Consider the following 15015-nt stretch of genomic DNA (forward strand, 5'->3'; position numbering starts at 1 on the left):
GATCGATACCAATAAGCGCAATGTTTTCCATGATGGTTCTCCGAATGAAAGCCTGTCCTCAGCATAGTACTGGGAAGGAGGGAGTGACCATCTCATTAATTATCCCACGCTAAGACTATATTTTGTACAGCAGTGGAGAAGGATGAGAGACCAGCAGTTCATTAACAGGGACTCCTTTTTGCTTAAGCGGCTCAATGGTTCTTTCTATATAAACCGTATTCCAGAGTGTTATCGCCGCCGTATGTAGTGTCAGCGCCGGTGGCGTGGTAACGCTGATCCTCCCACCCCCAGATCCCTGATTTCATTCAGCCGGTGCATGAAGGATGCTCGCCCAAGGGCCTCACCCTTATTCAGCCCCGCCTGTATGCATCGGCCTAAGCCTTTATCGCAAAATCAGTCCAGCATAAACAGCGTCCGATCTCTGCAGAAAATCGCCCTCTGCGCTACGAGTTTGAACGCATTTACTCTGTTTATAGGTAACATTCGCTCCACGATATAATGATATCGGCAACGTATTCAGCATCCTGAGCATGAGTCAGAAGGTGATCCGCCTTACCCAACGAAATGAAACTCTTGGGATGCTTTGCTGCTTTGAATATTTTTTCGGCCTGCTCAATTAACACAGTATCATCTTCAGTCGCATGAAAAATAAGCAGAGGCTTGTTCATGGCGAACACCTTATGAGCGATTTTGTGTTCCTGAATATTGTCCAGCATCTGTTTCTTTAAGGTAAATACCCGCCCGGCCAGCTCAACGGGATAGGCTCCATGCTGGTTAATGTTTTCAACATCATCCTTAAAAAGACGTTTTACGTGTGTCAGTTCTCCGGGTGATCCTATGGTGACAACTGGATTGGCCCCTATATTTCCATACACTTTTTATCACTTAACCCATGACTGGTTCGTCGCCGCAGATATTCCCGTGGCGAACGATACCCCAGTGCACTATGCGGATGCCATTCGTTGTAATGTTCGAAGGCCTCCGCAAGGTTCTTTACCGCTGTTAACCCGTCGGGTTTCGGCATGATGCTGATGTAATCGCGCTTCATCGTTTTCACGAAGCTCTCTGCCATCCCGTTGCTTTCCGGGCTACGTACCGCCGTATGTTTAGGCTCCAGTCCTACCATTCTGGCGAACTGACGCGTCTGATAAGAACGGTAGGCTGAACCGTTGTCTGTCAGCCACTCAACTGGGGATGTCGGCAGGCTGTTACCGAAGCGACGCTCCACGGCACCCAGCATGACGTCCTGCACGGTTTCACTGTCATATCCACCGTTACTGGCCGCCCAGTAAAGTGCCTCGCGATCGCAACAGTCCAGAGCGAACGTGACCCGCAGTTTTTCACCGTTATCACAGCTGAACTCGAAGCCGTCAGAGCACCACCGCTGGTTACTTTCTCCAACGGGCACTTTCCCTGTATGCGCCCGCTTCGATGGCGGTATTTCCGGTTTACGCTCAAGCAGCAGCGCATTCTGACGCATGATGCGGTATACGCGTTTGGCATTGATCACCGCCATGTCGTCAGTTTCTGATTGTCTGCGCAGCAGTGCCCATACCCGACGATAACCATAGGTGGGCAGATCGCCGATAACGGTATGGATACGGGCCAGCGCGTCAGTATCATCAGGCTTGCGCTTGCACCGACGATCCTGCCAGTCCTTCGACCGACGGGCCATGGCATGCAGTTGCGCACGTGAGACCCGGAGGCAACGACTGACAAGGCTTATTCGCCATCCTCCGGCAACAAGGGCACGTGCGCTATCCACTTTTTTTGTCGGCCATATTCAACGGCTTCTTTTAGCAGCTCGTTTTCCATGGTTTTCTTGCCCAACAGGCGCTGCAGCTCTTTAATTTGCTTCATCGCAGATGCCAGCTCCGACGCGGGCACAACCTGTTCTCCTGCGGCAACGGCTGTAAGGCTGCCTTCCTGATACTGCTTACGCCACAGGAACAGCTGACTGGCAGCAACGCCATGCTGACGGGCGACCAGCGACACGGTCATTCCGGGCTCAAAACTCTGCTGAACAATGGCGATTTTTTCCTGAACACTTCGCCGTCTGCGCTTCTCTGGACCTAAAACATCAATCATTCGGACTCCAACGACTAGTCTAAAAACTAGTATTAAGACTATCACTAACTTAAGTGATACCAACTGTCTGGAGATTCAGGGGGCCAGTCTAACAACGGCCTTTGCCTCAGGAACTTCGCCGGCAATAGACAGAATGGCCGATCCCCCCAGGCTATGGCCGATGAGCAAAGAAGGCGCTTCGTACTGTCGGCGGAGATAATCTACCGCGCAAAGCAGGTCCGAAATATTGGATGAGAAGTTGGTGTTGGAAAAATCCCCTTCGCTGTTTCCCAGACCAGTAAAATCAAACCGGAGAACGGCGATAGCATTCTCTGTCAGTTTCCGCGCAATACGCGCCGCGCCTTTGAGGTCTTTGCCACACGTAAAACAATGAGCTAACAGCGCAAACGCTTTAGGATTTTCAGGAAGTTCAAGCAATCCGGCCAGTTCTTCACCAGCCGCATTTTTGAACGTAAATTTTAGTTTTTTCATAGGATATTCCAGGTCTTAAACTGATTTCATATGTTTGATCGCAGGGAAAAATAATCTTCTGCTCTGCATCTGGCATTACGCGTTTTCCTTCCTCTACTGGGGATGTGAAACAGAATTCATTCCGAATGCCTGTCCTCACCTTCCAGTTTGAAAGCTGATTATTGCTTCCTGTTCGGTGATCACTTACGCTATGCTACCAACTAGATGGTAGTTTACAAGAATTTTATGAGGTCTCACTGAATGGCCAATTGCGCGCTCATTCTTAAAATATCCCTGGCAATGCTGGCGTTTGCTGCAAACTCTATTCTGTGCCGTCTGGCCCTGCAGGGAGGCCACATTGATCCCCTTTCATTCAGCAGCCTCAGGCTGGCCAGTGGTGCACTCGTCCTGTCACCTTTCTTGTTTTATCACGCAAAAACTACATTATCGCTGTGGCGTCCGCTGAGCGGATTTTACCTCATGGTGTACGCAGTGCTCTTCTCTGTCGCCTATATCCATCTCGATACCGGGGCAGGTGCGCTGTTACTTTTTGGTGCCGTACAGTTTGCGATGGTGATCCACGGATTATTTAAAGGGGAATCACTCTCCGTTATGCGGGCTTGCGGTTTAGTTATTGCTCTGGCAGGAATTGCTGCCCTGCTGTTACCCGGGGCGAAGGCACCGCCGCTTTACAGTGCACTTATGATGATCGTTGCCGGATTAGCCTGGGCCGCCTATTCCGTCAGGGGGAGGGCGGGCCAGGCGGCCGGGGCTTCAACGGCGGCAAATTTTGTACTCGCCACGCCGATGGCTCTCGCTCTTTCGTTGCTGTTTATGAAGCAGGGTCACTATGATGCTGCGGGCATTGCTTTGTCATTGCTGTCCGGTGCCGCCGCCTCAGCCGGTGCATATGTATTGTGGTATACCCTTTTACCCTCTCTCGGCTCTATCACCGCCAGTACCCTTCAGCTCAGCGTTCCCTGTCTGGCAATGCTAGGGGGTGTGGTATTCCTGGATGAATCACTGACGGTCAGAACGATATTTTCTGCCCTGGCGGTGCTGACTGGCATTGTGATGGTGACACGCGAGAAATCCCCCCGTCAGTCGATGACAAAGGCGAGAGAACCTTAATAACGCAATTAATTCATGCAGTTGTGATGATTCTCTTATGTTAATCACACGAGCCAGTTTTCCCGCTCCGGCATCAGACTGACAGTAATACTGAGGTCGACGTTTCTGACTACACCTAAGGCAGGTTTATGAAATGAAATATGATTTTGATGAGTACGTAAGCAGAGAGAAAACAGACAGTCTCACCGTGGACGGCTGGCGGGAATACCTGTTTTCGGGACAGTCCGAATTTGCAATGCGGTATCCGGCAGAAGGGCTAATCAACCTCTGGGTTGCTGACATGGCTTTTGCCACACCAGAGCCGATTCTTCAGGCCATCAGAGACCGTCTGGATAGAAAAATACTCGGCTACACTAAAATCTACGACGAAGAATACTATGAGATCTTTGGCAGCTGGTGTGAGCGACAATATGGTCACCGTTTCAAAACGGAAGACATTGTGCTGTCTCCGGGCATTATTCCCGCGCTGAACCGTCTCGTCCCGCTTCTGACCGACATGGATGACAGTATTCTTATTATGACGCCTTCATATGGCCCGTTTAAAAAGGCGGGTGAATACAGTCAGCGTCGCGTGGTGTACTCGGCGTTAAAAAAATCAGCAGGCGGCTGGGAACCTGACTGGGAAGACTTTGCACGCAAAGCCAGTCAGGCCGATTTACGTGTGAAAATTCTTTTCCTGTGTAATCCGCATAACCCGACCGGACGAGTCTGGCGGCCTGATGAACTTAAGCGGATTATTGAAATTTGCCTGGCCAATGACATCTGGGTGATATCTGACGAAATTCACTGCGACCTGTCCCGAAGCGGTATCGGTCATACACCGGCCGCCTCTCTTTTCCCTGATTCTACACGCATTATTACCTGCATGTCCTCGAGTAAAACATTCAATCTGGCCGGGAATTTGTTGGCAAATATCATTATTCCGGATCCCGGTGTCAGAAGCGAGTGGCGTCTCAGACACGACGAGTTCATCTCTCCACTGAGCCTGGCAGCAAACAAAGCGGCGTGGAGTGAATGTGATGACTGGCTTGTCCATCTGAGGGAATATATTGACGGCAATTTCCAGTACCTGCACGACTATCTCAAAAGCTATTTACCCGAAACCAGGTTCTCGATCCCCGAAGGGACATATCTGGCCTGGATAGATATTAGCCGCTACCTGCCCGACACCGCAGGTGAGGATTTATCGCTGTATTTTGCCCGGGAGTCAGGGGTCCTTCTTGAAGGGGGCTTGCTGTTTGTCGACAATGGGGACGGATATATCCGGTTAAATCTGGCCTGCCCACGGAGTATGCTGACAGCAGGGATGAAAAGAATTTCACAGGTACTGCGGATACCGGCTCCTCATCGTGTATAACCCCTTTCTCTCTGGCCGTTTTGTCCTGTCAGGATGTCGTCAGAACCCGGCATAACACCCTGTGCCGGGAACACAAAAGGCACGGATGAACAGGTCGTGAATATTCTTAGTGAAGCCTGCTGATGACATGTCTGGCGACAAAAAAATGCCGCCCTTAAGGGGCGGCTTATGCCAGCGTCACGGGGTTATCGTCTGACCGCCATGATGCCCGCATCGACATCCCAGATAGCGCCCGTCACCCATGAGGTTTTGTCAGACAACAGGAAGAGAATAGTGTTTGCCACATCTTCGGCAGTTCCGACGCGTCCCAGCGGGTGGAAATCGTTCAGCGACTTCATAGCATCTGCGATATCCGCTTTGTCCATGAAGCCTTCGTATATCGGCGTATGAACAATCCCGGGAGACACCGCGTTGACACGAATACCCGCGCTGGCCAGCTCAATCGCCAGATTACGCGTCAGGGCATGCAGACCCGCTTTTGCCATTGAATAGGCCGAGGCCGGCGAGTCACCCAGTGCAGCCTGAGCACCAATCGAACCGACGTTGACGATAGACCCTTCGAGCTTCGCGGCGAGCATGTTCTTCACGACATCCTGTGTAATAAAGAACGTGGCTCGGTTCAGCGAAAGATACATGTCATAATCGGCAAAGCTGTGCTCGGTAAATCCTTTGGGCATGAAGATACCGGCGGCATTCACCATCAGGCTGATATCGCGATGGTGAGCATTAATTTCCTGACGGATAGTTTCCATACCTTCTTCGGTCATCAGGTTCGCCGCGATGACCGCAACCGGTCCCAGAGGGCTCAGTTCTTTTTGCACCGCTTCGGCTTTGTCTTTTTTATTCCCGGTCAGCACGACACTGCCGCCCGCTTCCAGTACCATGCGTGCCACGGCCAGGCCCATGCCGCTGGTACCGCCGACGACGAGCAGTTTTTTACCTTTGAAAAAAGTGTTCATTTTCTGACTCCATTACTGGTGGGTAAGACGTTGCCGGCAGCGTGAAACTGCCGGCGGTTGACGGATTAAATACTGCAGCCATCCGTTCCGCAGGTCTGACCCGCAGTGGCTGAAAATTCGGTTTGCTGTTCATCCCAGACCTGACGCAGGGCATTCAAAAAGTTATCTGCTGCCTGAGCCCCGCTGATGGCATATTTTTCGTTCATCACAAAAACCGGAACGCCGCTGAGGCCAATAGACTGTGCGTGGGCTTCATCGTCGGAAACGGTGGCGCGAAAATCGTCATTTTCCAGGGCGGCTTCAGCGTCAGCTTTCGGCATACCGGCTTCTACGGCCATGGCAACGAGCTGCTGACGGTCAAAGAGAGAGCGACCTTCGGTGATACTGCCATGATAAAAACGTTCTTCCACCGCGTCCGCAATTCCGGCCTTACGCGCGGCAACCAGCAGGGTGTGTGCATCTTCTGTATCACCAAACATCATGCCGTCGAAGTTGTAGATCAGACCTTCAGATTTACCGGCGGTGCCCACCTGATTCATCATCAGCTCCGCTGAATGCTGACTGCCCAGCTTTTTAACGATGGCATCCTTAAAAGGCATCGCGGGAGTACCACCGGCCAGACGGTAGCTGTGATGGCGGATCACCACCTGGTCGCGAAATTCAAAGCGATTCAGACCCTGTTCAAATCTTTTTTTAGCAATCCAGCACCACGGGCAGACCAAATCTGACCAGATATCGATGGTAAGGGTGGGTTTCAGCGTTTGCATAATGATTCCTCAAAGACGTTGGGCGGTCGGATCTCACTTATCAGAGAACCGCGACCGTATGGGATTTATTGCGCCTGCCAGACCGGGTAATCGGTATAGCCTTTTTCCGGGGAACCACTGACGCCGTAGTAGGTGGCGCGGTCACTTTCTGCCAGTGGCCAGCCGTTTTGCATTCTTTCAACCAGATCCGGGTTAGCGATGTAGGGCACACCAAATGCCACCAGATCCAGCTCATCATCTTCCAGAGCCTGCTCTGCGATATCACGGGTAAAACCGCCGGCAGCGATGATGGTGCCTTTAAACGTGTTGCGAAAACGGCGGCGGAAGCCTTCCGGAAGTGGCGCTTTGATGTACACCGGCTGATAGTAAAGGTGTACGTAGGCCAGTTCCCGCTGACCGAGCGCGTCGGTGATGGCTGACCAGGTTTGCTCTTCACCTTCATACGGCGCGAGGTCATAAATGCGGCCGAACGGTGACAGGCGCACGGCAACGTGGCTGTTACCCACGGCTTCCGCCACGGCGTCAATGGTCTCCAGCAGGAAACGCTGACGATTTTCCACCGAGCCGCCGTATTCGTCGGTGCGGGTGTTCAGTTCGCTACTGAGGAACTGGTCAAAGATGAATCCGTTTGCCGCCATGATTTCCACGCCGTCAAAGCCGGCTTCCACCGCCAGGCGTGCGGAGTGCACGAAGTCTGCAGTGATGCGTTTAACTTCATGCGTTTCCAGCGCGCGTGGCTGGCTTGGTACAACCGGGCCCGGTTCTCCGGATTCGGTCAGCGCAAAAACGGTGGTATTGACCGCCTGAACGGTGCCCGCTGAAACCGGCGCTATGTGGCCTGGCTGAAGAGAGACGTGAGACATACGGCCGACGTGCCAGAGCTGCGCGAAAATACGGCCACCTTTGGCGTGAACCGCTTGTGTCACCTTACGCCAGCCCTGGACGTGTTCGTCGTTGTAGATACCAGGGGTATAAAGGTAACCCCGGCCTTCTTCTGAAACCGGCATCCCTTCGGTGATGAGCAGGCCAGCAGAAGCACGCTGTGCATAGTACAAAGCCACGACCTCATCCGGCACGTCATTCATGGTGCGGGTGCGGGTCATCGGTGCCATGACTACACGGTTTTTTAACGCCAGGCCAGACAGATTGTAGGGGGTGAAAAGCTTACTCATCGTATACCTCACAAAAAACAAAAAGGAGTATCCCGGCAGGGATTTGCACAGCCCGGCAGTATCATCGACTGGACGTCGCGCACTGGAGTTGCATAAACATCTGATGGGTGGCAATATACCAACCATCTAGTAGGTAGGTCAATGGCTGTGTCGTATTTTTTTGTCATAACGCAGCCATTTCTGAATTGTCACTCATTTTGCGAGGTCATCACCATGCGTACATTAACAGCTTATAACGAAGATAATTTCCGCCAGATAGAGCAGTACAACGGAATATCGGTGGTACGTTTCTCTGCACCCTGGTGTCCGCCCTGTCAGGCCAGCGAAGAAATGTTCAGTCAGTTTGCAGACCGGCTCGATAGAGATATTCAGGTGGGGAAAGTCAATGTAGATCAGGCGCCGGTGCTGACAACCAAATACGAGATCTGGGGGCTGCCGTCTGTGCTGATATTTCATGAAGGGCAATTAGTTAAACGCATACCGGGTGTGAAACCTGCATCGGTATATGCTCAGGCTATTGCGGACATAAAAAAAGGGCAGTAATGCCCTTTTAACGTGGAATTTATTAATGCTTAACCGCGTGCCTGACCGACGGCATCCAGAGTGCGGGCTGAATAAATGACCGCCGCGCCAGCGTTGAGGTTAATCGCCACGCCCAGCGCTTCAGCAATTTCAGCGTCGGTTGCACCGGCTTTCACAGCGGCGTCGGCGTGAAAAGCAATACAGCCGTCGCAGTGGGTTGTGACTGCGCACGCCAGGGCAATGAGTTCACGCACTTTTGCGCCCAAAAGGTCAGTTTTGTTACCTGCGTTGCCCAGGGCAACCACGCCTTTCATGGTCTCGGGGGTCAGTTTGCCCAACTCGCCTAAACGTTGCATTAACTCTGAGCGATAGTTGTTCCAGTCCAGCATAGTGTCATTCTCCTGAATGAGGGGTATTAAGAAGCAGTTTTATATACTTAAGGCTGTTGGCGAAGACTTCGGGTCTGGCCGTTGCATGCGCCACTACGCTTGAGCCTTCACAGACATTAATGATCATCAAAGCAATATCTGATGGTTCGGCATGGGATGAAAACTCACCTGACTCCATGCCCGCCCTGACGACTTTTGTGAGCCACTCGATTTGCATATCGAAATAAAGTGATGTCTGTACAGTAATTGCCTGAGGCAGATTGGCGGTCTCTGCTGACAACGCACAACACAGTGGCAGTAGCGAAGCTTTATGGCTTTGCGCGAAGATATCGATGTAAGCCGCAATTCTTCTCTCCGCGCTTTTCTCAGTCGCCTCTATCTGCTCAAATACGCGTTGTGTATCAGAGAACGCCTGTATTACCACCTGCTCACCCAGAATATCTTTGGTCGGGAAATGGTGATGAATACTGGCCTTGGTGATACCCACTATTTTTGATAAATCAGCATAGCTGAATACTGAATACCCTTTTTCGCGCATCAGGTGTTCTGCTTCGCTGAGCAGCCGTTCCCGTGTCATGGTTGTCATAATTACTCCATATAATCTACTAGTTGATAGATTATATTGTTGCTATTTTTCCGTAGCAAGTTGTATCACTGACTCAGTATCGTGCAGAGCTGAACGTCACTGCCATCCTGCATTCTGAATGGCAGCATTACATCTCTGACATCACGCCAGGCGTGTAATCATTTCAACCGGATTAGCCAGAGTATCGTGGATTGGCGAATTCTTTTGCATTTCGCTGACCAGCGCTTCTAACTCCTCGCGACTGGCGGTCTTGCTCGTAAGGTGAACATCGACGCGAATAGATTTCGCACCTTTACGCACGTTGCTGTCCAGCCCAAGGAAGCCGTTGAGGTTGATATCGAAATTAAGATCCAGCTCGATACCGTCCAGGTCGATCCCTTTTTCAGCAGCCATCATGGTAAGGGTGGCGGTATAACAGCCAGCCAGCGCCTGCATGATGTATTCAGTCGGGCTCATGCCGGTATCGGTGCCGAGTAAACCTGCGGGTTCATCACCGATATTAGAAAATTTCCCCACACGGCTGGTATCGATAACGCCGTTCTGGATTGTGGCGCCGGTCTCTGTGCGAACGGTTAATCCGCCGCTGGAACGGGCTTTCATCTGGAAAGTCAGGTTACCCAGGCCAGGCTGGCTGCGAACTGCTTCACGGGTATTGTGGATCGCAGCTGCGTCTGCAGAAGGTTTAACGGTAGTAGACATAATGGCTCCTGTAATTTCTTGATAAAAGGTATAGCTGGTGTAACCAGCACCAATCATCTAGTTGGTAGATTAGTGTCGCGAACCTCTTTTGTCTACTCTTTTATAAAAAATAGGGGGAAAAGAACCCAGCAGGCTGTTTTATTTCATAATAACCATTTGATTTTTTTATAATCTTCCCAGCCGCTCACTCTTGCAGCAATCCAGCCTTTACCCGAAGGATAGTCTGGCGGGTGGTATTAAATTCCCGGGCAATAGCACTGATACTGATGCCAGCATTTAGGCGCTCTGTCACTGTTTGCTTTTGTTCCTCGCTCAGGATGGGGGGGCGACCGAAGCGTTTTCCAGCCGCTTTTGCCCTCGCAATACCTGAATACGTTCGCTCAAGCAGCAAATCCCGCTCAAACTCCGCTACAGCAGAAATTACCTGCATAGTCATTTTTCCGGCCGGACTGGTCAAGTCAACGCCTCCGAGTGCGAGACAATGAACGCGAATATCTAAAGCCGCCAGTTGCTCTACTGTTTTTCGGATATCCATCGCATTACGACCCAGACGGTCAAGTTTGGTGACAATCAGTACATCCCCATTTTCCATGCGATCTAGCAACCGGATAAATCCGGGGCGTTCGCTGGCAGCAACCGAGCCACTGATATGCTCCTCAATAAGTCGTTGGGATCTGATGGCAAAACCCGCCGCTTCAATTTCACGACGCTGGTTTTCTGTGGTCTGTTCCAGAGTTGAGACCCTGCAGTAGGCAAAAACACGTGACATGGGAAACTTTCCGTACGAAATGGATGTCCGAATTATAACGTGTGTCCGAAATTAATTTCACTAAGTTTCGGACATGTGCTGTAAGTGGTGTACGAAACCGACCGGTTTCGGTCACAGCGAACAAATAACAGATGAAAACTATACGCGAGGGAGGCATTTATGCCACGGCGACAGATACTGAGCAGCGAAGAGCAGGAACGCTTACTGGTTATACCAGATGATGAAATTATTCTGACCCGAATGTGTTTTCTGAACGAACCGGATATTGCGCTCATTAATAAGCACCGAAGGCCAGCGAATCGCCTGGGCTTTGCTGTATTACTCTGTTATCTGCGTGGACCTGGATTTATTCCGGACAAAAGCAGTGCTCCTCACAATGGCGTTGTATCCAGGGTTGCTTCCCGACTGAAACTTCAGCCTGATTTATGGCCGGAATATGCATCCAGAGAGCAAACCCGCTGGGAACATCTGACCGAACTTTATCGCTACCTGGAACTATCCCCGTTCAGCCGGTCAATGCAAAAAGACTGTATCCGTCATCTGCACCCCTATGCCATGCGAACTGACAAAGGATTTATGCTGGCGGAAGAAATGCTCAGCTGGCTACATAACAATAATGTTATTTTCCCTTCTGTTGAAGTGATCGAACGGACGCTTGCCGAAGTCGTCACGCTCGCTAACAGATCGGTATTTTCGACACTTACCGCGCAACTGGAAAAGCAGCATAAATCAGCACTCGACAGCCTGCTCATATCAGAGGGTGAACAACCTTCCCGTCTGGCATGGCTGCTACAGCCTCCGGGTAAAATAAACGGTAAAAATGTGCTGCAACATATCGACCGGCTTAATTCCATCGCTGCGCTGGGGTTGCCTGATGGTATTGCACTTTCCGTTCACCAGAACAGGTTGCTTAAACTGGCGCGTGAGGGCCGGAAAATGAGCAGCAGGGACCTGGCAAAATTCACCGATGTCAGACGTTACGCTACGCTGGTTTGTATAATAACAGAGGCCAGGGCCACCCTGACTGACGAAGTGATTGATCTGCACGAGCGTATCCTGGGTAGTCTGTTCAGCAGGGCAAAACGCACGCAGGCCGAACGGCTCCAGCAAACGAGAAAGCTTATTCAGAGCAAGCTGAAGCAGTACGTTACCGTCGGGCAGGCGTTACTTAACGCCAGAGAATCCGGGGAAGATCCCTGGACTGCAATAGAAGATGTCCTTCCCTGGCAGGAATTCATCAACAGCGTGGAAGAAACGCGGTTTCTTTCCCGTAAGGGCAATTTCGACGCGCTTCATCTGATCACCGAAAAATACAGTACGTTGCGTAAATATGCCCCGCGTATGCTGTCAGCATTGCAGTTCATGGCGACACCTGCGGCGCAGGCGCTCAGCGATGCGCTGGACACCATAACGGAAATGTACCGTAAACAACTTCGTAAAGTGCCGCCATCAGCGCCAACAGGGTTTATCCCTGAAAGCTGGCGAAAACTGGTGCTCACGCCTTCAGGCATCGACCGCAAGTACTACGAGTTTTGCGTACTGAATGAACTCAAGGGTGCATTACGTTCCGGTGATATCTGGGTAAAAGGATCGCGCCGCTACAAAAATTTTGATGATTATCTCATCCCGACTGCTGAGTTTGAGAAATCCCGACATAATGACCAGTTACAGTTGGCCGTTCAGACCGATAGCCAGGCATACCTTCAGGCCCGTATGACTCTTCTTGCATCTCGGCTGGAAGAAGTTAACGCGATGGCGCTTGCCGGTGATTTGCCCGATGTAGATATCTCAGATAAAGGCGTAAAAATCACTCCACTGGAGAACAGCGTTCCTTCAGGTGTTTCGCCCTTTGCAGATTTGGTCTATGGCATGCTTCCCCATCCGAAAATTACGGAGATACTGGAAGAAGTTGATAGCTGGACGGGATTTACGCGTCACTTCGCGCACCTCAAAAATAATAACGTCAGACCAAAAGACGGAAGACTGTTGCTGACCACCATTCTGGCTGACGGCATCAACCTTGGGCTGACAAAAATGGCGGAATCCTGCCCTGGGGCCACAAGATCGTCACTCGAAGGTATTCAGGCATGGTACATCAGGGATGAAACTTATTCAGCGGCACTGGCCGAGCTGGTCAACGCACAGAAAGAGCGGCCTCTGGCCGCATTCTGGGGCGACGGGACAACATCGTCGTCAGACGGGCAGAACTTTCGGGTAGGCAGTCACGGACGTTATGCCGGTCAGGTCAATCTTAAATATGGTCAGGAGCCGGGCGTGCAGATTTATACGCATATCTCAGACCAATACAGCCCGTTCTACGCCAAAGTGATCAGCCGGGTGCGCGACTCAACCCACGTGCTTGATGGCCTGCTGTACCATGAAAGCGATCTGGAAATTACCGAGCATTACACCGATACCGCAGGCTTCACTGAACATGTTTTCGCCCTGATGCACCTGCTGGGATTCGCTTTTGCGCCAAGGATCCGTGATCTTCATGACAAGCGGCTGTTTATTCATGGAAAGGCCGAGCGCTATCCGGGGCTTCAGTCTGTCATATCAACAACCTGCCTAAATATCAAAGACATTGAGTCGCACTGGGATGAGGTATTGCGCCTGGCAACCTCGATTAAGCAGGGGACAGTCACCGCATCACTGATGATGAAAAAGTTAGCCAGTTACCCAAAACAGAATGGACTTGCCAAAGCGCTGAGAGAGATTGGCCGCATCGAACGGACACTATTTATGCTGGACTGGTTCCGTGATCCCGGTCTGCGCCGACGCGTGCAGGCGGGGCTGAATAAGGGTGAGGCCCGTAATGCCCTTGCGCGAGCGGTCTTTTTGCACCGTCTGGGTGAAATAAGGGATCGTGGGCTGGAGAATCAGAGTTATCGCGCCAGCGGGCTGACATTACTGACAGCAGCGATCACGTTGTGGAACACGGTATATATAGAAAGAGCTATTGAGTCACTAAAACGAAAGGGTATCCCGATAAATGAGCAACTGGTCTCTCATCTTTCTCCCCTGGGCTGGGAACATATCAATCTGAGTGGAGATTACGTCTGGCGTAATAATCTTAAGCTGGGATCCGGAAAATACCGCTCATTACGTACAGTCGATACCGCTTTGTACAAAAAACAGTCTTAGCGTGGGATAATTAATGAGATGGTCACTCCCTCCTTCCCGGTACTATGCTGAGGACAGGCTTTCATTCGGAGAACTATCATGGAAAACATTGCGCTCATTGGTATCGATCTGGGTAAAAACTCTTTCCATATTCATTGCCAGGATCGTCGCGGGAAGGCTGTTTACCGTAAAAAATTTACCCGGCCAAAGTTGATCGAATTTTTGGCGACATGCCCCGCTACAACCATCGCAATGGAAGCCTGTGGCGGTTCTCACTTTATGGCACGCAAGTTGGAAGAGTTGGGGCATTCCCCAAAGCTGATATCACCACAATTTGTCCGCCCGTTCGTTAAAAGCAATAAAAACGACTTTGTCGACGCCGAAGCTATTTGTGAAGCTGCATCGCGTCCGTCTATGCGTTTTGTGCAGCCCAGAACGGAATCTCAGCAGGCAATGCGGGCTCTGCATCGTGTCCGTGAATCCCTGGTTCAGGATAAGGTAAAAACAACCAATCAAATGCATGCTTTTCTGCTGGAATTTGGCATTAGCGTTCCCCGAGGAGCTGCCGTTATTAGCCGACTGAGTACCATTCTTGAGGATAATAGTTTGCCTCTTTACCTCAGCCAGTTATTGCTGAAATTACAACAGCATTATCACTATCTTGTTGAGCAGATTAAAGATTTGGAATCCCAGTTGAAACGAAAGTTGGACGAAGATGAGGTTGGACAGCGCTTGCTGAGCATTCCCTGCGTCGGAACACTGACAGCGAGTACTATTTCAACTGAGATTGGCGACGGGAAGCAGTACGCCAGCAGCCGTGACTTTGCGGCGGCAACAGAGCTTGTACCTCGGCAGTACAGCACGGGAGGTAGGACGACATTGCTGGGAATTAGTAAGCGAGGTAATAAAAAGATCCGAACTTTGTTGGTTCAATGTGCCAGGGTATTCATACAAAAACTGGAACACCAGTCTGGCAAATTGGCCGATTGGGTCAGGGATTTAC

The 15015-nt window shown here is 51.0% G+C and carries 13 protein-coding genes and 3 pseudogenes; 5 read left to right on the top strand and 11 right to left on the bottom strand.

Going from position 1 to position 15015, the window contains the following annotated elements; all coding sequences use genetic code 11:
• Nucleotides 1–130: 130 nt before the first annotated feature.
• The 4 genes and pseudogenes from ACMWLG_RS24475 to ACMWLG_RS24490 all read right to left on the bottom strand — a co-directional run.
• A pseudogene (locus ACMWLG_RS24475) lies at nucleotides 131–444 on the bottom strand (Tn3 family transposase); the annotation flags it as partial.
• A 26-nt stretch (nucleotides 445–470) separates the two neighbouring features.
• Nucleotides 471–857 (bottom strand): annotated as a pseudogene (locus ACMWLG_RS24480) (alpha/beta hydrolase); the annotation flags it as partial.
• Between the two features lie 2 nt (nucleotides 858–859).
• Nucleotides 860–2088, bottom strand: a protein-coding gene (locus ACMWLG_RS24485; RefSeq protein ID WP_414763049.1) for an IS3-like element ISEc36 family transposase whose coding sequence is annotated in 2 segments (ribosomal slippage) — nucleotides 860–1773 and nucleotides 1773–2088 — 1230 coding nt in all. Because the reading frame shifts where the segments join, the coding sequence is not laid out codon by codon here.
• An 84-nt stretch (nucleotides 2089–2172) separates the two neighbouring features.
• Nucleotides 2173–2559 (bottom strand): annotated as a pseudogene (locus ACMWLG_RS24490) (alpha/beta hydrolase); the annotation flags it as partial.
• Nucleotides 2560–2799: 240 nt separating this feature from the next.
• On the opposite strand from ACMWLG_RS24490, the gene ACMWLG_RS24495 reads away from it, so the two are divergent.
• Both ACMWLG_RS24495 and ACMWLG_RS24500 read left to right on the top strand, forming a co-directional pair.
• The gene (locus ACMWLG_RS24495) at nucleotides 2800–3669 is read left to right on the top strand and encodes a DMT family transporter (RefSeq protein ID WP_001567390.1); all 870 of its coding nucleotides are present in this window, start codon (nucleotides 2800–2802) and stop codon (nucleotides 3667–3669) included.
• A 133-nt stretch (nucleotides 3670–3802) separates the two neighbouring features.
• Nucleotides 3803–5026 (top strand): MalY/PatB family protein, encoded by a 1224-nt coding sequence (locus ACMWLG_RS24500; RefSeq protein WP_023287190.1) that lies wholly within the window; start codon nucleotides 3803–3805, stop codon nucleotides 5024–5026.
• A 185-nt stretch (nucleotides 5027–5211) separates the two neighbouring features.
• Here ACMWLG_RS24500 and ACMWLG_RS24505 read toward each other — a convergent pair whose 3' ends face one another.
• The 3 genes from ACMWLG_RS24505 to ACMWLG_RS24515 form a co-directional block, all read right to left on the bottom strand.
• Entirely contained in the window at nucleotides 5212–5985 is a 774-nt protein-coding gene (locus tag ACMWLG_RS24505; protein WP_004729618.1) for an SDR family NAD(P)-dependent oxidoreductase, read from the bottom strand.
• Between the two features lie 65 nt (nucleotides 5986–6050).
• Nucleotides 6051–6752: a DsbA family oxidoreductase gene (locus tag ACMWLG_RS24510; protein ID WP_001194072.1), complete on the bottom strand. Its 702-nt coding sequence runs from the start codon at nucleotides 6750–6752 to the stop codon at nucleotides 6051–6053.
• 65 nt (nucleotides 6753–6817) lie between these two features.
• On the bottom strand, nucleotides 6818–7924 hold the full coding sequence (locus ACMWLG_RS24515; protein ID WP_047064068.1) for an alkene reductase: 1107 nt from the start codon (nucleotides 7922–7924) through the stop codon (nucleotides 6818–6820).
• 213 nt (nucleotides 7925–8137) lie between these two features.
• On the opposite strand from ACMWLG_RS24515, the gene ACMWLG_RS24520 reads away from it, so the two are divergent.
• The gene (locus tag ACMWLG_RS24520) at nucleotides 8138–8467 is read left to right on the top strand and encodes a thioredoxin family protein (protein WP_021242987.1); all 330 of its coding nucleotides are present in this window, start codon (nucleotides 8138–8140) and stop codon (nucleotides 8465–8467) included.
• 29 nt (nucleotides 8468–8496) lie between these two features.
• On the opposite strand, the gene ACMWLG_RS24525 is transcribed toward ACMWLG_RS24520, so the two are convergent.
• The 4 genes from ACMWLG_RS24525 to ACMWLG_RS24540 form a co-directional block, all read right to left on the bottom strand.
• Nucleotides 8497–8835: a carboxymuconolactone decarboxylase family protein gene (locus tag ACMWLG_RS24525; protein ID WP_021242988.1), complete on the bottom strand. Its 339-nt coding sequence runs from the start codon at nucleotides 8833–8835 to the stop codon at nucleotides 8497–8499.
• Nucleotides 8836–8839: 4 nt separating this feature from the next.
• Entirely contained in the window at nucleotides 8840–9421 is a 582-nt protein-coding gene (locus tag ACMWLG_RS24530) for a TetR/AcrR family transcriptional regulator (protein WP_020277920.1), read from the bottom strand.
• A gap of 141 nt (nucleotides 9422–9562) precedes the next feature.
• Complete coding sequence (locus ACMWLG_RS24535) at nucleotides 9563–10120, bottom strand: OsmC family protein (protein ID WP_000108589.1); 558 nt, start codon at nucleotides 10118–10120, stop codon at nucleotides 9563–9565.
• 184 nt (nucleotides 10121–10304) lie between these two features.
• Nucleotides 10305–10889, bottom strand: coding sequence for a recombinase family protein (locus ACMWLG_RS24540; RefSeq protein ID WP_012695450.1), 585 nt, complete (start codon nucleotides 10887–10889; stop codon nucleotides 10305–10307).
• Nucleotides 10890–11048: 159 nt separating this feature from the next.
• On the opposite strand from ACMWLG_RS24540, the gene ACMWLG_RS24545 reads away from it, so the two are divergent.
• A complete protein-coding gene (locus ACMWLG_RS24545; protein WP_032666414.1) occupies nucleotides 11049–14033 on the top strand; it encodes a Tn3 family transposase in 2985 nt (994 codons plus the stop codon).
• 78 nt (nucleotides 14034–14111) lie between these two features.
• Nucleotides 14112–15015 (top strand): IS110-like element IS4321 family transposase (locus ACMWLG_RS24550; RefSeq protein WP_414763050.1); only part of this gene is annotated, 904 nt, incomplete at its 3' end.

This window comes from Enterobacter sp. 01-M-02-SI-ECC (genome assembly GCF_047530595.1).
Lineage (GTDB): Bacteria > Pseudomonadota > Gammaproteobacteria > Enterobacterales > Enterobacteriaceae > Enterobacter > Enterobacter cloacae_M.